Genomic DNA, 17,198 nt, shown 5'->3' with positions numbered 1-17,198 from the left:
AAAGCGCGACGGACTCGAAAAGGAATGCAACCTGGACGCCACCGCACTCAAGGCCATGCAGGCACCGATCAAGGAGGCTTATCGCGACGATTCCTCGCGAGCGCTGATCACGCTTCGCGCCAAAGGCTCCATCGACGACCAGTCGATTGCCTGCAAGGTCGAGACGGGCAGGGCGCTGGCGGTCGCCGGCCTGCATCCGGCGACCGGCGGTTCCGGGCTCGAATTGTGTTCGGGCGATATGCTTTTGGAGGCGCTGGTGGCGTGCGCCGGCGTGACGCTGAAGGCAGTGGCGACGGCGCTGGAATTCAGGCTTGGCGCAGCCACCGTCGAGGCCGAAGGCGATCTCGACTTTCGCGGCACGCTGGGCGTGGCCAAGGACGCCCCCGTGGGCTTTCGCGCCATCCGGCTGAATTTCAACCTCGACACGGATGAGCCGCAGGCGCGCATCGATTCGCTCATCAAGCTGACCGAACGCTATTGCGTGGTCTTCCAGACCATCAACAGCAAGCCGGAGCTGACGGTGAGTGCGCGCGCCTGATCTCCCCCCTTGAGGGGGAGATGTCGCCGAAGGCGACAGAGGGGGTCGGGCCGACTGGACGCGACGCCCTTTGTGCGGAAGGAGGTTGGCACTCTACGCGAGGCGACCCCCTCTGGCCTGCCGGCCATCTCCCCCTCGAGGGGGGAGATTGCGCTACTGCGCAGCAGGCTCTTCCGCGTCGCCCTCATCGGTAAACGGCGAGGCGCTCGGCACGCAGTTGACCGCCCAGCCGGCCGGCGTCGGCTGCTTCTGATATTCGGTAATCGCGTTTGTGCACTGTTCGCGGGTGTCGAAGGTGCTGGGCAGCACCACCATGCCGCCTTGCGGGCCGGCGATCACCAGGTACCAGACCAATGCTACGCTGGGAGCAGCCATGGGAATTCCTCGCTTTGCTGAGTGTCGGAGTCGGGTCGACCCTAGCAACTCCCGGCTGATGGCGAAAGCAGGGCGAGGGGGGAGGGACCTGCCGGATCATCACAGACCCGTGAACGAACCGCTCCCAGACGTCTCTCAGTTCGTCGCAAAGCAGTAGAACAGGCCGTCGCCGCCGGTGCCTTTCAGCGCCTCCTGGCTGCAGCCGCCGCGCGAGGCATGCGAGGAGTTCCAGGATTTCGCCGCCGCCGACTCATCAAGGCCGGTGCGGTCGTGATGGCCCATCATCGCCGCGCCCTCCGCGCCGCTCAAGGTCCAGTCGCCGCAGGTCTGGTCGGCGAGCTTGGTGCCGTCAGGCTTCGAGCCGGTCAATATGTCGTGCCGGTTCGGCTTGTCGCCGCGGCCATTGACCACTTGGCCCTTCTCGGTCAGCGCCGTCTGCTTGTTGATGGCGTTGGCGTCGCTGTGCAGCGAGGCGACGTCATCGGCAATCTTCTCGCCCTTGGCGTTGACCCAGGGACCCTTGCCGATACGGTCGCGCGCATCGACATTGGCGCTCGAGAGATAGGCGTGCCATTCCTTGCCGGTAACCCCAGCCGCTTCCGCCAGCGAGGCGCAATGCGCGTCGGCACCCTTGAGACCGCCGAGATCGGCGCCTTTGCCGGAACCGACGCTGGTGACGAAGAAACTCATCTTTGCGTCTTGCGCCAGCGCCACGCCGGCTGTGGCGGCAATCGCGGCGGCGGCAACGAGAAGAAGTCTACGCATGTCGGTCCTCCTGTTTCGAATGTCCTACATTCGAAGAAACGTAACTGGAGGCCTGTTTAATCCCGCTACAACCCGGTTTATTCCGGCTGCCGGTAGGCGACGAAGCGGTTGTTCTTGACCTGGAAGATCAGCCCCGTCTCTTTCATCTCGGGGCTCGCCAGCGGCACGATGCGTTTTGCCACCTCTGACGGGTGCGGCAGCGTTTCCGGATCCTCGCCGGGCGCGGCCTGCGCACGCATGGCGGTGCGGGTGGCGCCGGGGTCGACCGCATTGATGCGGAGCGGCAGGCTCTGCGTCTCATGCGCCCAGGAACGCGTCATGGCTTCCACAGCCGCCTTCGACGCCGCATAGGGCGCCCAGAAGGCGCGCGCCGAATGCGCGGCCCCGGACGACATGAGAATGGCGCGGCCGGCGTCGGACAGCCTGAGCAGCGGGTCGACCGAGCGGATCAGCCGCCAGGTCGAGGTGACATTGATGGTCATAACCTTCTCGAAGGTTTTGGCCTCGACATGGCCGATCGGCGAGATGACGCCGAGCACACCGGCATTGGCCACCAGAATGTCGAGCTTGCCCCAGCGCTCGTGAATGGCGCCGCCCAGCCGGTCGATGCCGGCCATGTCTGAGAGGTCGAGAGGCACCAACGTCGCTTCGCCCTTGCCGGTTTTCGCGCGCTCGGCCTTGATCTGGTCGTCGAGTTCTTCCAGCCCGCCGACGGTCCGGGCTACCGCAATGACATGGGCGCCAGCGGCGGCAAGTTCCTTGGCGATGAAGTAGCCGATGCCGCGCGAGGCGCCGGTAACGACCGCGACGCGGCCGGAGAGGTCGAGGGTCATGCGAGCGCTTTCAAGGATAGCAGTTGGGCTTTACGCCCCGTTGTTCGCCAGCAGCGACAGCGTGCGCACATTGTCGTGACCTTCGAAGTCGAGCAGGCGGGTCGGGTACTGGCCGGTGAAACAGGCGTCGCAGAATTGCGGCTGCTCATTGTCGCGGCTGGCTTCGCCGACGGCGCGGTAGAGCCCGTCAATGGTGAGGAAGCCGAGCGAATCGACACGGATGAACTCGGCCATTTCCTCGATCGACATGCGCGATGCCAAAAGCTTCGACTTCTCCGGCGTGTCGACGCCGTAGAAGCACGACGCGCTGGTCGGCGGCGAGGCGATGCGCATATGCACTTCCTTGGCGCCGGCGTCGCGCACCATCTGCACGATTTTCTGGCTGGTGGTGCCGCGCACGATCGAATCGTCGACCAACACCACGCGCTTGCCCTCGATCATCCGGCGGTTGGCGTTGTGCTTGAGCTTGACGCCCATATGGCGGATCGAATCGCCGGGCTGGATGAAGGTTCGGCCGACATAGTGGTTGCGGATGATACCGAGTTCGAAGGGGATGCCTGCCGCCTGGGAGAAGCCGATTGCCGCCGGCGTGCCGGAATCCGGCACCGGCACGACGATATCGGCCTCGACCGGGCTTTCCTGCGCCAATTCGGCGCCGATACGCTTGCGCACTTCGTAGACATTGCGGCCTTCGACCGAGGAGTCCGGGCGGGCGAAATAGACATATTCGAAGATGCAGAAGCGGGTCTTCTGCGGCTCGAAGGGGAACAGGCTCTCGATGCCCTTCGAGGTCACCACGACCATTTCGCCGGGCTTCAGGTCGCGCACGAAGCGGGCGCCGATAATGTCGAGCGCGCAGGTTTCGGAGGCCAGGATCCAGGCGCCGTCCAGGTCGCCGAGCACCAGCGGGCGGATGCCGAGCGGATCGCGGCAGCCGATCATCTTCTTGGAGGTCATCGCGACCAGCGAGAAAGCGCCTTCGACCTGACGCACGGCGTCGATGAAGCGCGAATTCAAATCGCGTTCCTTACTGGTGGCAACGAGATGCAGCAGCGTCTCGGTGTCGGAGGTCGACGAGAAGATCGCGCCCTGCTTCTGCAGCGCGCGCTGCACGGTCATGGCGTTGGTGAGATTGCCGTTATGGGCGACGGCAAAGCCGCCATCGGCGAGTTCGGCGAAGAAGGGCTGGATGTTGCGCATGCCGGCGCCGCCGGTCGTGGCATAGCGCGTGTGGCCGATGGCACGGTTGCCTTGCAGGCTGTCGATGACGTGCTGCTTGGTGAAGGTGTCGCCGATCAGGCCGACATGGCGTTCGACATGGAACTGCGTGCCGTCATAGGAGACGATGCCGGCCGCTTCCTGGCCGCGATGCTGCAGCGCATGCAGGCCTAGCGTTACGATGGCCGCAGCGTCCTGCCGGCCGAAAATGCCGAACACCCCGCATTCGTCGTGGAAATGATCGTCTGCTTCGGCGGAAAGCACGTCGTCCGCGTCTGCCTTCGAAACTGCCATGGGGCTCAAGCTCCGCTAAAATGGCCATATAGTGCGATAGCGCCGCGAAAGCAACGTAGTCAGGCCGGAACTGCCGGGATGGCGCCTGTCCGGCACCATCCGTCCGTATCAGTTTGCCGGCGCGGCCGGAGCCGGAGCAGCGGGCGCGGGTGCGTTATCGGCCGGAGCGTCGGTCTCGTCGTCGGGCGCCGGCGTATCGTCACCGGTTGCCGGAGCATCCGCCGCCGGTGCATCGGCCGCCGGAGGCGTCTCGGCTGCCGGCTGATTCGGATTGAGCTTCTTCAGGATGGCGTTTTCCGGATCTTCGGGCAGCAGGCTTTCCAGCTTGGCGCCGATGGTCTCGAGCAGCGGCTTCGACTTGGCGTTGGCGATCCAGGCAGGGGCCTTGGCGCCGGCCAGCCAGTTGAAGAACAGTAGCGCCACGGCGACTACGAGGACGCCGCGCGCGGCGCCATAGAGGAAGCCCAGCGTACGGTCGAGCGCGCCGATCCTGGAATCGATGATCCAGTCGGCAAGCTTCATGGTGATGACGGAAACGACGATCAGCGCGATGAGGAAGACGATGCCGGCGGATGCCGCCATGGCGATCTTGTCGCTTTCGACATAGGGCTGAACGTAAGGCAGCACCGGCTTGTAGAAGAAGAATGCCGCCGCGGCGGCAGCCGCCCAGGACACGACGGACAGGATTTCGCGTGACAGGCCGCGAACCATGGCGAGCATCGCCGAGACCAGGGTGAAGCCGACGAGAATTCCGTCCAGCAGCGTAATCGGCATGTCTTTCGCCCCACTCAGATTGTCTTTTCACGGCTCGGGCGAGCCGCGTCAATCTTCCACGTCGACACGGCTGCGCCGTGAGCCGGCTATGCGTGCGACGAGATCGGCAAGTTCGGTCGGCTGGAAAGCGCCGGCCCCGATCCCCCCGACAACCTCCTCGCTGCCCAAGGGCAGAACCGCACTTCCAAAACCCAGCTTTTCGGCCTCTTTAAGGCGCTGCTGCGCATGCGCAACCGGCCTCACTGCGCCCGACAGGCTGATTTCGCCGAAATAGACGCAATCGGCGGGAAGGGCAAGACCGGTGAGCGACGAAACCAGTGCAGCGGCAACCGCCAGATCGGCCGCCGGCTCGGAAATCCGGTAGCCGCCGGCGACGTTGAGGTAGACATCGTGGGTGCCGAAGCGCACGCCGCAATGGGCTTCGAGTACGGCAAGGATCATCGACAGCCGTGCGCCGTCCCAGCCGACGACGGCACGGCGCGGCGTGCCCAATGTGGACGGCGCCACCAGCGCCTGGATCTCGACCAGCACCGGACGTGTGCCTTCCATGCCGGCAAATACCGCGGCACCCGGCGATTTTGCGTGGCGTTCGCCGAGGAACAGCTCCGACGGATTGGCGACCTCGCGCAAGCCCTTGTCCGACATCTCGAAGACGCCGATCTCGTCGGTCGGCCCAAAACGGTTCTTCACCGTGCGCAGGATGCGGTAGTGATGGCCGCCTTCGCCTTCGAAATAGAGAACGGCGTCGACCATGTGCTCGACGACGCGCGGACCGGCGATCTGGCCTTCCTTGGTGACATGGCCGACCAGCACGATGGCAGCACCGGTGGATTTGGCGTAGCGGATCATCGCTTGCGCGGAGGCGCGCACCTGGGTGACGGTGCCGGGCGCCGAGTCGGCCATGTCGGTCCACAGCGTCTGGATGGAATCGAGGATGACGAGGTCCGGCCTTCTGCCGTCGGCTATTGTTGCCAGGATATCCTCGACATTGGTCTCGGCGGCAAGTTCGACCGGCGTGTCGGCGACGCCAAGCCGCTGCGCCCGCAGCCGGATCTGTGCGACCGCCTCCTCGCCCGAGACATAGACGATGCGGTGGCCTTTTGACGCCAATGCTGCTGCGGCCTGGGTAAGCAGCGTCGACTTGCCGATGCCGGGATCGCCGCCGACCAGCAGCGCCGAGCCGCGCACGAAACCGCCGCCGGTGGCGCGGTCGAGTTCGCCAATGCCGGAGATGATCCGCGGCGCATCCTCGATGTCACCGGACAGGCTGGTCAGCACCACGGCGCGGCCCTTGCGCGCATTGCGCGTGTTGGCCGGTCCCGAGCCGATGCCGCCCGAGGTGCCTTCCTCGACCAGCGTGTTCCACTCGCCGCAAGCATCGCATTTACCGGCCCAGCGCTGATGCACCGAGCCGCAATTCTGGCAGATGAACTGGACGCGCGATTTAGCCATCAGGCGCGGCCTGCTTCGAGCGTTGCTAGAAAGGCTGGTGGGGCACCACCCCCCTCTGGCCTGCCGGCCATCTCCCCCTCAAGGGGGGAGATCAGCAGCTTTGGTCTCGGCGCCCACCGTGCCACGTTGATAATTGGCGAAAGCCGACATGACATCCAATCTCCCCCCTTGAGGGGGAGATGTCCGGCAGGACAGAGGGGGGTGCGAAGGAATGAGGCCTTTCTCAACAGACTACTCGAACCTCTCCGCAATATGATGCTCTTCGGCGAGGTCGGAAAACCGTGTGAACTCGCCCTGGAAGGCGAGGCTGACCGAACCTGTCGGGCCGTGGCGCTGCTTGGCGACGATGACTTCGGCCTTGCCGCGCATCTCGTTCATCTCGTGTTCCCACTTGATGTATTCGTCGGTGCCGGGCTTCGGTTCGCGGTTCTTCAGATAATATTCCTCGCGGTAGACGAACATCACCACGTCGGCGTCCTGCTCGATCGAGCCGGATTCGCGAAGATCGGACAGCTGAGGGCGTTTGTCTTCGCGGCTTTCGACCTGACGCGACAGCTGCGACAGCGCGATGATCGGAACGGAGAGTTCCTTGGCCAGCGCCTTGAGGCCGGTGGTGATCTCGGTGATTTCCTGCACCCGGTTCTGCGACGATTTCGCGCTCGACCCCTGCATCAGCTGGATATAGTCGATGACGATGAGGTCGAGGCCGCGCTGACGCTTCAGCCGCCGCGCCCGCGCCGACAGCTGCGCGATCGAGATACCGCCGGTCTGGTCGATGAACAGCGGGATCTTCTGCATGGTCTGCGAGCAGGCGACCAGCTTTTCGAAATCCATCTCTGAAATCTCGCCGCGGCGAATTTTTGACGACGAAATTTCCGTCTGTTCGGAAATGATGCGGGTGGCGAGCTGCTCGGACGACATTTCCAGTGAGAAGAAGCCGACGACGCCGCCATTGGCTGCCTTGAACGAGCCGTCGGCCTGTTGCGCCGGCTCATACATCTCGGCGATGTTGAAGGCGATGTTGGTGGCTAGCGATGTCTTGCCCATGCCCGGACGGCCGGCAATGATGATCAGATCCGACGCCTGCAGGCCACCCATGCGGCGGTCGAGATCGCGCATGCCGGTGGCGAGGCCCGACAAATGGCCGTCGCGCATATAGGCGGCGTTGGCCATGTCGACGGCGGTCTTGACGGCGTCGGTGAAGCTCTCGAAGCCGCCATCGTAACGGCCGGTTTCGGCCAGTTCGAACAGCCGCCGCTCGGCATCCTCGATCTGTTCGGACGGCGCCATGTCGACCGGCGCGTCATAGGCGATGTTGACCATGTCCTCGCCGACGGTGATCAGCGCCCGGCGCGTGGCCAGATCGTAGATGGCGCGGCCATAATCGGTGGCGTTGACGACGGTGACGGCTTCGACCGCCAGACGAACCACATATTGCGCCACCGTCATGTCGCCGACCTTCTCGTCGGCCGGCAGGAAGGTTTTCAGCGTGATCGGCGTCGCCACCTTGCCCATGCGGATGAGCTCGGCCGCGACCTCGAAGATTTTCCGGTGCAGCGGCTCGTAGAAATGGCCGGCCTTGAGGAAGTCGGAGACGCGGTAGAAGGCATCGTTGTTGACGAGGATGGCGCCGAGCAACGCCTGCTCGGCCTCGATGTTGTTCGGCGCTTCACGATAAAGCGGTTGCTGCTCCGCCACGCCGAATTTTCGCGCTGCCTCTGCCATGATGTCCCCGATTTTGATCCCGGCTTCTCGATATCAGAACGAGATAAATCGGTGCTGACCTTTCTGCATCACCGCACGACCAATCAACCTCGATGCCCCGTTGTTCACAGGGGCGGCAAACCGTCCACAGAAGAGTGTTTCCGCGCCCCGATTCCGGTTGACTCCGAAAGGCGCTGACTTCTATCCGAGTCGTTGGAACAGAGCAAGAACAATCTCGGTGATTACCCGCTTCTTCCGTCCAATGTATCGCCCCAGTCCAGCCGCCGCGCTGCCTTGAACAGCTCGCCCTCGCGCTTGGTGAAAAGTGTCTCGCCGGCGCCGCCATCCGGCTGGCACAGTTTGAGCAGCACCTTGCCGGAGCCCGATTTCGGCGGCGCAATCACGCGCGGCTGACGTACAGGCGCGGCTTGCCGCGACGCTGCGACGTAGATGAATTTCTCGTCCTCCCACGGCACGTCGGCGTCCTTGGCCAGGCGGTGCCGGCGCGAGCGGGCGACGCGGCGCGAAAAATGGCACCAGTCGGGCGGCTCAAGCGGGCAGGGCGCCTCATGCGGACAAGGCGCCAGCACGTGCGCCCCGGCCTCCAGCAATTGGCTGCGCACTGCCAGGATGCGCTGCCAGCCTGCCGGTGTGCCGGGCTCCACGATCAGCAGTGTGTCGCCGGTCAAATGCCAGAGCCGGACGACAAGCTTCGGCAGCGATGCCGGCGCGATCTCGTCCAGCACATAGGCGCAGGTGACCAGATCGGCAGGCTTGAGATCGGCGAGGTCGATGGTGACGTCGCCGGCGCGCCAGTCCATCCTGGTGGCGATGGTATCAAGGGCGAGCGACTGGCCAACCTTGCGCACCGCGGCGCTTGCTTCAACCAGAACCGCCTCTTCGAGGTCGGGCCACAGGTCTGTAGTGGCCCAAAGCACCGTGCCAGGACCGGCGCCGACATCGAGCAAGCTCGTTGGCTGGAAATCGGGCCGCGCATAGGCGAGTTCGTCGAGACCGGCCCGTACCGCCGCGTAGGTCGCCGGCAGCCGCGTCGCCAGATAGGCTTTTACCGCCATCTCTTCGGCCATGTGCAGGCGGCCGTCGCGCAATTCGGCGCGGTAGCGGTCAGACAGCGTCTTCGCCGCCTGGCGCAGCACCGCCAGCGGTATCGTTTCGAGCAGGCGCTCGACGCCTTGTCGCAGCGAGGCGGGGAGTTCCACGCTCAGGCTCCGCGTGGTGCGAGCACCGAGGCGCCGGCGAACTCGACAAGGGTGGTGGCCATGGTGGGCAGGCAGGTCATTAAAAAGGTCTCGCGAGAACGAGACCTTTTTCAGTGTCAGAGCCGTCAATGGCAAGCGGCAATCGCAATCGAGGCGTTATTCGCGATCCGCCACCTTGCGACGGCGCGCTGGCTTGGCCGCAACGGACCTGACAGCAACGGACCTGGCAGGCACAGACCTGGCGACAGCAGGCTCGGCGGCCGCCGCCTCCTGACGATGCCCCATTTCGCGCATTTCCAGCGCCTTTTCACATTTGGCCATGTAGTCGCGCGTCATCGGCAGCGTGTCGTTCTTCTTGGCGATCTGGATCTGGAAGATCACCAGATCCTGCCAGCGGAAGGCGGCTTCCGAAGCCGCCAGATAGAACTCCCACATCCTGCAGAAGCGCTCGTCATAGATGGCCTTGGCCTTGTCGCGGTTGGCGGCAAAGCGCTGGCCCCAATGCTTCAGCGTATCGGCATAGTGCAGCCGCAGAATCTCGATGTCGGTGACTACAAGGCCCGACTTCTCGATCGCCGGCATCACCTCCGACAGCGAAGGAATGTAGCCGCCCGGAAAAATGTACTTGCGGATGAAGGCGCTGGTCGCCCACGGCACGCCGGAGCGGCCGATCGTGTGCAAGAGCATGACGCCGTCGGGCTTCAACAACGTCGCCGACTTGTCGAAGAAAGTGCGGAAGTGGTTGACGCCGACATGCTCGAACATGCCGACCGAGACGATGCGGTCGAAGCGTTCATTGAGTTCGCGGTAGTCCTTGAGGTCGAAATGCACGCGGTCCTGCAAGCCTTGCGCATGCGCCCGGTCGGTGGCGACGCCGTGCTGCTCGGTCGACAGCGTCACGCCTTGCACGTCGACATCGAAAGCCTTGGCGAGATAGAGGCCGAGCCCACCCCAGCCGGAGCCGATATCGAGCACGGTCTGGCCGGCCTTCAGCCTGAGCTTGGCGGCGATATGGCGTTTCTTGGCCATCTGCGCCTCGTCGAGCGTCATGTCCGGCTGTTCGAAATAGGCGCAGGAATACTGCATGTCCTCGTCGAGGAAGAGCCGGTAGAGGTCACCCGACAAATCATAGTGGCGCTGCACGTTGCGGCGCGCCCGCGATGCGGTGTTGATCTGCTGCAGGCGGCGAAAGGCGTGGCGCAGACCCTCGATGGCCTTCGACCAGGTGGCGTCGATACCGCCGCTGCCCATGTTCTGGAAGGCGATGCGCATCATACCCAGTACGCCGCCCTCGATGATGTCGAGTTCGCCGTCCATATAGGCTTCCGGCACGGCCAGCATCGGATCGAAGGTAATGGCGCGCTCGGCATGCGCGGTCTTGATGTGCATATGCACCGGCTCGCCGCTGCCGTCGCCGAAAACCACTGTCGAGCCCTTCGGGCCGGTGACTTTCAGATTGCCCGTACGCACCAGGCGGTCGAGAACGCGTTTCAACAGAATATTCATCACCAAATGTCCCCTCACGGTCAGACTGGCGGACCAATTCTGCAACAATATATAGGGGTTCGAAAAGTTCCATTTGGCACAAAAATGCCCGGGCGAGAGGCCCGGGCATTGGTCCAGAAAGGCTGGATGACGAGAAAGTGATTGGAGCGCTGCTCCCCTTGCTTCCCGATCAGGCCCCGTGCGGGATCAGGCGTTGTCTTCTTCGCCGCCTTCGAACTCGGTGTTCGGGTCGAAGAAGTTCTCCGGCCGCGCATTGTCGTTGATGTCGTCGCCATAGATGGCTTCGGCGGTGGTCAGCGTCTCGCCCTTGGCCTGGCGCTCGGCTTCGTCGGCCGTGCGGGCGATGTTGAGGCTGATGGTGACCTCGACTTCCGGATGCAGCGCAATCGCCACATTGGTGACGCCGATGGTCTTGATCGGCTGGTTGAGCTGGATCTGGTTGCGGTTGACCGAGAACCCTTCGGCGGTCAGCAGGTCGGCGATGTCGCGGGTCGACACCGAACCGTAGAGCTGGCCTGTCTCGCCGGCCGAACGTACGGCGATGAAGCTCTTGCCGTCGAGCTTTTCGGCAACCTGGCTGGCTTCCGACTTGCGCTCGAGGTTGCGCGCTTCGAGCTGCGCGCGCTGTCCTTCGAACTTCTTCTTGTTGGCTTCGTTGGCGCGCAGCGCCTTGCCCTGCGGCAAGAGGAAGTTGCGGGCAAAGCCGTCCTTGACCTTGACGGTATCGCCCATCTGGCCGAGGCGGGAAACGCGTTCGAGAAGAATCACTTGCATGGTCTTGTTCCTTCGTCTGGGCACCGACCGCGGGATCGGCGCCGAATTGAATGGAACAGGTCAGGAAGCTCTGAGCGCCTTGGCGCCGGTGTCGCTGTCCTGCCTGTCGCGGCAGTTAGAGGCTTTTCACCTCAACTCGGGATTTCAATGCACGTCGCCAAGAGTGGGCCCGGTTTTGGGACAACGACATGCATCATCAAATTACCCCTGCGGCGCCCGTCGCCGTGGGAGAAGGAAGCAGGCGGCGAACCGCCTGCTTCGGAGATCTTAGCGAACCACGTAGGGCAGCAGGCCGAGGAAGCGGGCGCGCTTGATCGCCTTGGCGAGTTCGCGCTGCTTCTTCTGGCTGACGGCGGTGATGCGCGACGGCACGATCTTGCCGCGCTCGGAAATGTAGCGCTGCAGAAGACGCACGTCCTTGTAGTCGATCTTGGGCGCATTGGCGCCGGAGAACGGGCAGGTCTTGCGGCGGCGATGGAACGGGCGCCGGGTCGGGATCTGATTGATGTCGACCATTATTCTGCACCTCCTTCAACGCCTTCGCGCGGACGGCGCGGACCACGATCGCCACCGGCATCGCCAAATGAGCGCGGCGGACGATCGCCACGGTCGCCGCGATCACGGTCGCCGAACGAGCGCGGACCACGATCGCCACGGTCGCGGTCGCCGAAGCCGCCGCGTTCCGAGCGCTCTTCGCGCTTCTGCATCATGGCCGACGGGCCTTCCTCATGCGCCTCGACCTTGACGGTCAGGAAACGCAGCACGTCCTCGGACAGGCCCATCTGGCGCTCCATCTCGTTGAGCGCTGCCGGCGGGCAGTTGAGGTCCATAAGCGTGTAGTAAGCCTTCCGGTTCTTGTTGACCCGGTAGGTGAGGGACTTCAGTCCCCAGTTCTCGACCCGGCCGACGGACCCGCCATTTGCGGAGATGACGCCCTTGTACTGTTCGACAAGCGCATCGACCTGCTGCTGCGAGAGGTCCTGCCGGGCAAGGAACACATGTTCGTATAGAGCCATAGTGGTTCAGTGCCTTTCTTCGTTTCTCTCCCGGATCCTCGCGGCAAAAGCCTCTGCAACTTCTCTGACCCGCTGGTCCCGAGGGGGCGAGGAAGAAAGGAGCATTTCGAGACGGTCGAGAGCGGAGACACGGGAGGCGGAAGCGCTTCTGGCTTCACACGAAGGTTTTGGATAAAACCTCCGGCCCTCCGTTCAGCCCCCAGCAAGGACCGGCAGATTGCGGGCGTCTATATAGCAATTTGGCTGGAAGGCAAGGGTAACGCATGCTCCGGACAGCGTCCTGGCGTCGCAGGGTTGGAAAAGACCAGGCATCAACTCGTATGCGGGGTACGACCGTTGATCGTTTCGGGGAAGAAGTCCGGAGCCGCCTTACGCTTGCCGAACATCATATCGTATTGCAGCAGGCGGAAATCGTTGATCGCCGGATCGATGTCCTTCTGCCGCGCCCAGTCCGCCGTGGCCTCACCTGACGGTGTCAAAAGCAGATTGCGATCCACGACGCGATAGCGTTCGCGCAGCGTGCCTAAGAAGCCGGTATAGTAGGGGTGCGTGATCCCGGCCGTGGTAAGGATATGGTAGGGCAGGAAGGCCGGGCTCACCGCGCCCATATCCTGCGCCGGACCGGTGCGGTTAGACCAGATGACCAGCGGCGTCTGATGATGCTCCAGTGCCGCCTCCGGCGTCGGTTCCTTGCGCGGCGCGACATTGTCTTTCAGGTAACCGGTTTCGACATAGACGGGGCCGAGCGGCGGCAGATGGTCGCCGAAGAAGGCGATGACCGTCGGCCGCTCGCGCTTCTTCGCCCATTCGATCAATCGTTCGAGGCCACGGTCGGCATCGGCGGAGCCTTCGGCGTAGCTGAGCAGCGATTCCCGCGCCCATGTGCTGATCGGCGCCGCGACCTTGTGGGTCGGATTGTAATAGCGGTACGGCTCGTAGGGACCGTGGTTCTGCAGGCTGACGGCGAAGAAGAACACCGGCCGCTCGCTGGCGTCGGCCTCTGCGATGATCTCGTCGGTCATCGAGGCATCGGAAGCCAGCGGCCCGCGCTTTTCCAGTGGCGGCAGCGTCTCTTCCGAGCGGAAATCGTTGAAGCCGAAATCGGCATAGACGGCGCCCCTGTTCCAGAACCAGTTGGTGCCCGGATGGATGGCGCGCGCCCGGTATCCCTCGCTTTTCAGGAAGGTCGCCAGCGACGGCGTCGGCGTGCGCACATATTGCTGATAGGGGATCGAGCCCGCCGGCAGGAAGGCATTGGAAAAGCCGGTCAGCGCCTCGAATTCGATGTTGGCGGTCATGCCGCCGAATTCCGGCGAGAACATATAGCCGGAACGCAGCGCCCGCACATTGGGGATCGGGTCAGGCGTGATTGTGACGCCGGGCAGCTTGGTCGGATCCCAGAAAGATTCGCTCATCACCACGATGATGTCGGGTTTCTCATCCGGTACCGAGGCCGCCACATCAGGCCTGTCGATCGCGTCGATCGCCTTGTCGGAATAGCCCGCCGGGGCCGAGACATGCGCCATCGGCACGTTGAGCGCGAAGGCCAGCGCAAACCCGTTGGAGGCGTAGTTCTCCTTCTGGTCCCACATGATCGGGATGATCTGCAGCCGGTCGCGGGTCCACGAGAAGGTGGCGTAGTCCATGATCGAGACGAAGAAGGCGAGCAGCGGCACTGCCAGCGTCAGCCGCGCCAGCCGCCCTTTGCGGCTGAGGATCGGAACCTTGCGGCGCCACAACCGCCAGCCATAGATCAGCAGCGACAGGCCGGCGACGATGCCGACCGCCATGGCGAGCGCCGTCCAGGGCCGTTCGCGCACCAAGAGCGGCATCAGTGCCATGATCTGGCGCGAATAAAGAAAATCGGTTGGGTAGAGTGGATCGCCGAGATAATGCGACTTCTGATGCCCGACAAAGGCCAGCGCCAGCGTCAGCGGCGCCACGATCATCAGGCTCTGGTGACTGCGGCCAAGCACGGCGTCCAGTCCCATCAGCACCAATGCAAAGACAATGATGGTGGTCCAGCCCGGCTTGAATGGCTGCAGGAAGAAGTCGACCGTGCCGAAGAAGTCGCCCCGCACGATCCATTCGATGGCGAACACCAGGATGGCGGAGGCAAGCAGCGTGACCAGACCGTAGCGGATGACCGGCCATCTGCGCCCCGGCAGGTAGCCGGTGGACGGATCGTCTTCCAAGAACTGTGGCGCGGGTACGGCCGCGCCCTTCCTGATCCTAGCCACGTCTCTTCCCCCGGCCCAAGCAACGCGCATTTCCACTCGCGCCACCGTTCTGTCATAGAACTGTCATGCAAAAGCTAGCGCCTGTGGCGAAAATAAGAAGAGCCAGCAAACGATTCGTGAGCGGTTTTCATCAGGTGTGATCGGCAAAAAGCCTTTGGGAACAGGGACTCGAGGTCAGCTCCGGTTTAAGCGAGAGCGGAAATGCCGCCTCCGGGCTTGACTTGACGGTCCGCCTTGCGTCACAGGCAGGAAAAATCAGCCGCTGGAGAGCGCCCAAATGGCCGTCGCATTCACCTTTCCGGGACAGGGCAGCCAAGCTGTCGGCATGGGCAAGGACCTCGCCGACGCCTTCCCCGAGGCACGCAGGGTGTTCGAGGAAGTCGATGATGCGTTGGGCGAAAAGCTGTCGAAACTGATCTGGGAAGGCCCGGAAGAGGCGCTGACCCTGACTGCCCATGCCCAGCCGGCGCTGATGGCGGTCTCGCTGGCGGGAATCCGCTCGCTGGAAGCGCGCGGCTTTTCGCTGAAGGACAAGGTTGCCTACGTTGCCGGTCATTCGCTCGGCGAATATTCCGCCCTTGCCGCGGCCGGTTTCGTTTCGGTCGCCGATGCCGCCCGGCTGCTGCGCATCCGCGGCAACGCCATGCAGGCGGCGGTGCCGGCCGGCGAGGGCGCCATGGCGGCGATCATCGGACTGGAACAGCCCGACGTCGAAGCCGCTTGCACCGAGGCCGCAACGGGATCCGGCAAAGTCTGCCAGATCGCCAACGACAATGGCGGCGGCCAACTGGTGATCTCCGGCGCCAGGGCGGCGGTGGAACTCGCCGCGAAACTGTGCACCGAAAAGGGCGCCAAGCGGGCGCTGATGCTGCAGGTCTCCGCACCCTTCCATTCGGCGCTGATGGCGCCGGCGGCCGATGTCATGCGCGAGGCGCTGGCCGGCGTGACCAAGAATGCACCGGTCGTGCCCGTCGTCTCCAACGTCACTGTAGCCCCGACCAGCGACCCCGACGAGATCGCGCGCCGCCTGGTCGAGCAGATCACCGGCCGCGTGCGCTGGCGCGAAACGGTGGAGTGGTTCGGCGCCAATGGCGTCGCCACGCTGTTTGAGATCGGCGCCGGCAAGGTGCTTTCCGGCCTGGCGCGGCGGATCAACCGCGACATCGCCACATCGGCCGTCGGCACGCCGGCCGATGTCGAGGCGGCGCTGGCCGCGCTTGCATAATCCACTGGCGATTCAACCCCTCCCGTGGGAAGGGTGTTCTCTTAAGATCAGGAGACGAAAATGTTCGAACTGACCGGCCGCAAGGCGCTCGTCACCGGCGCATCGGGCGGCATTGGCGAGGCGATTGCCCGGGTGCTGCATGCGCAAGGCGCCATTGTCGGCCTGCACGGCACCCGCATCGAGAAACTGGAGACCCTGGCCGGCGAACTCGGCGACCGGGTAAAGCTGTTCCCGGCCAATCTAGCCGACCGTGACGAGGTCAAGGCGCTTGGCCAGAAGGCCGAAGCCGAACTCGAAGGCGTCGACATACTGGTCAACAATGCCGGCATCACCAAGGACGGCCTGTTCGTGCGCATGGCGGACGCGGATTGGGACAGCGTGCTGGAGGTGAACCTCACCGCCGTGTTCCGGCTCACCCGCGAGCTGACCCATCCGATGATGCGCCGCCGCCATGGCCGCATCATCAACATCACCTCGGTGGTCGGCGTCACCGGCAATCCTGGCCAGACCAATTATTGCGCCTCCAAGGCCGGCATGATCGGCTTTTCCAAGTCGCTGGCGCAGGAGATCGCCACCCGCAACATCACCGTCAACTGCGTCGCCCCGGGCTTTATCGAATCGGCCATGACCGACAAGCTCAACGACAAGCAGAAAGACGCGATAATGGCCGCGATCCCGACGCGCCGCATGGGCACGAGTGTTGAAGTGGCGTCGGCCGTCGCCTATCTCGCCTCCAACGAGGCAGCCTACGTCACCGGCCAGACCATCCACGTCAACGGCGGCATGGCCATGATCTGACGGGATATTGCCGGGTGATAAGAAGACATGGCCGGCTTGTGAAAAGAGACCATTTCGCCTTGGACCTCGGCCATTTTTCGTGTAATGCGGCCCGCAACCCGGCGGTTCGGGCAAAAACCGGTCCGGCATCGTTGCGTTTCCCGCAGGACCATCTTTCAGCTTGATTAGCGGCATTCTGCCCGCTAACGAAGACAGACAAACAAAAGACGAGGATGCCCCAAATGAGTGACACCGCAGAGCGCGTCAAGAAGATCGTCATCGAACATCTTGGCGTCGATGCCGACAAGGTGACGGAGCAGGCGAGCTTCATCGATGATCTGGGCGCGGACAGCCTCGACACGGTCGAACTCGTCATGGCGTTCGAAGAAGAGTTCGGCGTCGAGATTCCGGACGATGCGGCCGAGACCATCCTGACCGTCGGCGATGCCGTGAAGTACATCGACAAGGCTTCGGCCTGACACTATCC

Annotated in this window: 17 protein-coding genes; 4 read left to right on the top strand and 13 right to left on the bottom strand. The window is 63.7% G+C overall.

Features of this window, described 5'->3' with window-relative positions; translation table 11 throughout:
* The first annotated feature begins 31 nt into the window (after window positions 1-31).
* The gene (locus NKJ18_RS26525; protein ID WP_023672710.1) at window positions 32-538 is read left to right on the top strand and encodes an OsmC family protein; all 507 of its coding nucleotides are present in this window, start codon (window positions 32-34) and stop codon (window positions 536-538) included.
* Window positions 539-691: 153 nt separating this feature from the next.
* On the opposite strand, the gene NKJ18_RS26520 is transcribed toward NKJ18_RS26525, so the two are convergent.
* From NKJ18_RS26520 to NKJ18_RS26460, 13 genes are all read right to left on the bottom strand, one after another.
* Window positions 692-913: a hypothetical protein gene (locus NKJ18_RS26520; RefSeq protein ID WP_023689120.1), complete on the bottom strand. Its 222-nt coding sequence runs from the start codon at window positions 911-913 to the stop codon at window positions 692-694.
* A gap of 135 nt (window positions 914-1,048) precedes the next feature.
* Window positions 1,049-1,678 carry a hypothetical protein gene (locus NKJ18_RS26515; protein ID WP_023672712.1) on the bottom strand — a complete coding sequence of 210 codons (630 nt, stop codon included), beginning with the start codon at window positions 1,676-1,678 and terminating at the stop codon, window positions 1,049-1,051.
* Between the two features lie 77 nt (window positions 1,679-1,755).
* Window positions 1,756-2,511 carry an SDR family NAD(P)-dependent oxidoreductase gene (locus NKJ18_RS26510; RefSeq protein WP_023672713.1) on the bottom strand — a complete coding sequence of 252 codons (756 nt, stop codon included), beginning with the start codon at window positions 2,509-2,511 and terminating at the stop codon, window positions 1,756-1,758.
* 30 nt (window positions 2,512-2,541) lie between these two features.
* Entirely contained in the window at window positions 2,542-4,023 is a 1,482-nt protein-coding gene (purF, locus tag NKJ18_RS26505) for an amidophosphoribosyltransferase (RefSeq protein WP_023672714.1), read from the bottom strand.
* Between the two features lie 108 nt (window positions 4,024-4,131).
* Complete coding sequence (locus NKJ18_RS26500) at window positions 4,132-4,797, bottom strand: CvpA family protein (RefSeq protein WP_023672715.1); 666 nt, start codon at window positions 4,795-4,797, stop codon at window positions 4,132-4,134.
* A gap of 48 nt (window positions 4,798-4,845) precedes the next feature.
* Window positions 4,846-6,249 carry a DNA repair protein RadA gene (radA, locus tag NKJ18_RS26495; protein WP_023672716.1) on the bottom strand — a complete coding sequence of 468 codons (1,404 nt, stop codon included), beginning with the start codon at window positions 6,247-6,249 and terminating at the stop codon, window positions 4,846-4,848.
* Window positions 6,250-6,480: 231 nt separating this feature from the next.
* Window positions 6,481-7,974, bottom strand: coding sequence for a replicative DNA helicase (locus NKJ18_RS26490; RefSeq protein ID WP_023731144.1), 1,494 nt, complete (start codon window positions 7,972-7,974; stop codon window positions 6,481-6,483).
* Between the two features lie 221 nt (window positions 7,975-8,195).
* Window positions 8,196-9,173 carry a small ribosomal subunit Rsm22 family protein gene (locus NKJ18_RS26485; RefSeq protein ID WP_352760449.1) on the bottom strand — a complete coding sequence of 326 codons (978 nt, stop codon included), beginning with the start codon at window positions 9,171-9,173 and terminating at the stop codon, window positions 8,196-8,198.
* Window positions 9,174-9,329: 156 nt separating this feature from the next.
* Entirely contained in the window at window positions 9,330-10,679 is a 1,350-nt protein-coding gene (locus NKJ18_RS26480) for a cyclopropane fatty acid synthase (RefSeq protein ID WP_352543812.1), read from the bottom strand.
* Window positions 10,680-10,865: 186 nt separating this feature from the next.
* Window positions 10,866-11,453, bottom strand: coding sequence for a 50S ribosomal protein L9 (rplI, locus tag NKJ18_RS26475; RefSeq protein WP_023672721.1), 588 nt, complete (start codon window positions 11,451-11,453; stop codon window positions 10,866-10,868).
* A 267-nt stretch (window positions 11,454-11,720) separates the two neighbouring features.
* Window positions 11,721-11,969, bottom strand: a complete 249-nt coding sequence (gene rpsR / locus NKJ18_RS26470; protein WP_006203718.1) for a 30S ribosomal protein S18 — start codon at window positions 11,967-11,969, stop codon at window positions 11,721-11,723.
* Entirely contained in the window at window positions 11,969-12,469 is a 501-nt protein-coding gene (gene rpsF, locus NKJ18_RS26465) for a 30S ribosomal protein S6 (RefSeq protein ID WP_023672722.1), read from the bottom strand. The genes rpsR and rpsF overlap by 1 nt, the downstream gene beginning before the upstream one ends.
* Before the next feature lie 311 nt (window positions 12,470-12,780).
* Window positions 12,781-14,739, bottom strand: a complete 1,959-nt coding sequence (locus NKJ18_RS26460) for an LTA synthase family protein (protein ID WP_502906179.1) — start codon at window positions 14,737-14,739, stop codon at window positions 12,781-12,783.
* Between the two features lie 247 nt (window positions 14,740-14,986).
* On the opposite strand from NKJ18_RS26460, the gene fabD reads away from it, so the two are divergent.
* The 3 genes from fabD (at window position 14,987) to NKJ18_RS26445 (ending at window position 17,190) form a co-directional block, all read left to right on the top strand.
* Complete coding sequence (gene fabD, locus NKJ18_RS26455) at window positions 14,987-15,934, top strand: ACP S-malonyltransferase (RefSeq protein ID WP_023831140.1); 948 nt, start codon at window positions 14,987-14,989, stop codon at window positions 15,932-15,934.
* A 60-nt stretch (window positions 15,935-15,994) separates the two neighbouring features.
* Window positions 15,995-16,732 carry a 3-oxoacyl-[acyl-carrier-protein] reductase gene (fabG, locus tag NKJ18_RS26450; RefSeq protein WP_023685686.1) on the top strand — a complete coding sequence of 246 codons (738 nt, stop codon included), beginning with the start codon at window positions 15,995-15,997 and terminating at the stop codon, window positions 16,730-16,732.
* A 221-nt stretch (window positions 16,733-16,953) separates the two neighbouring features.
* The gene (locus NKJ18_RS26445) at window positions 16,954-17,190 is read left to right on the top strand and encodes an acyl carrier protein (RefSeq protein ID WP_006203723.1); all 237 of its coding nucleotides are present in this window, start codon (window positions 16,954-16,956) and stop codon (window positions 17,188-17,190) included.
* Window positions 17,191-17,198 lie beyond the last annotated feature (8 nt).

Source organism: Mesorhizobium sp. M0217 (assembly GCF_040321955.1).
Classification (GTDB): domain Bacteria; phylum Pseudomonadota; class Alphaproteobacteria; order Rhizobiales; family Rhizobiaceae; genus Mesorhizobium.
Note: the sequence above shows the minus strand (reverse complement) of the source record. Positions and strands in the feature narration are given on the sequence as shown.

Bases quoted from the DNA above. Each gene is read 5' to 3' on its own strand.
- NKJ18_RS26520 (WP_023689120.1), bottom strand. From the start codon at position 913: ATGGCTGCTCCCAGCGTAGCATTGGTCTGGTACCTGGTGATCGCCGGC.
- NKJ18_RS26515 (WP_023672712.1), bottom strand. From the start codon at position 1,678: ATGCGTAGACTTCTTCTCGTTGCCGCCGCCGCGATTGCCGCCACAGCC.
- NKJ18_RS26510 (WP_023672713.1), bottom strand. From the start codon at position 2,511: ATGACCCTCGACCTCTCCGGCCGCGTCGCGGTCGTTACCGGCGCCTCG.
- purF (WP_023672714.1), bottom strand. From the start codon at position 4,023: ATGGCAGTTTCGAAGGCAGACGCGGACGACGTGCTTTCCGCCGAAGCA.
- NKJ18_RS26500 (WP_023672715.1), bottom strand. From the start codon at position 4,797: ATGCCGATTACGCTGCTGGACGGAATTCTCGTCGGCTTCACCCTGGTC.
- radA (WP_023672716.1), bottom strand. From the start codon at position 6,249: ATGGCTAAATCGCGCGTCCAGTTCATCTGCCAGAATTGCGGCTCGGTG.
- NKJ18_RS26490 (WP_023731144.1), bottom strand. From the start codon at position 7,974: ATGGCAGAGGCAGCGCGAAAATTCGGCGTGGCGGAGCAGCAACCGCTT.
- NKJ18_RS26480 (WP_352543812.1), bottom strand. From the start codon at position 10,679: ATGAATATTCTGTTGAAACGCGTTCTCGACCGCCTGGTGCGTACGGGC.
- rplI (WP_023672721.1), bottom strand. From the start codon at position 11,453: ATGCAAGTGATTCTTCTCGAACGCGTTTCCCGCCTCGGCCAGATGGGC.
- rpsR (WP_006203718.1), bottom strand. From the start codon at position 11,969: ATGGTCGACATCAATCAGATCCCGACCCGGCGCCCGTTCCATCGCCGC.
- rpsF (WP_023672722.1), bottom strand. From the start codon at position 12,469: ATGGCTCTATACGAACATGTGTTCCTTGCCCGGCAGGACCTCTCGCAG.
- NKJ18_RS26460 (WP_502906179.1), bottom strand. From the start codon at position 14,739: ATGCGCGTTGCTTGGGCCGGGGGAAGAGACGTGGCTAGGATCAGGAAG.
- fabD (WP_023831140.1), top strand. From the start codon at position 14,987: ATGGCCGTCGCATTCACCTTTCCGGGACAGGGCAGCCAAGCTGTCGGC.
- fabG (WP_023685686.1), top strand. From the start codon at position 15,995: ATGTTCGAACTGACCGGCCGCAAGGCGCTCGTCACCGGCGCATCGGGC.
- NKJ18_RS26445 (WP_006203723.1), top strand. From the start codon at position 16,954: ATGAGTGACACCGCAGAGCGCGTCAAGAAGATCGTCATCGAACATCTT.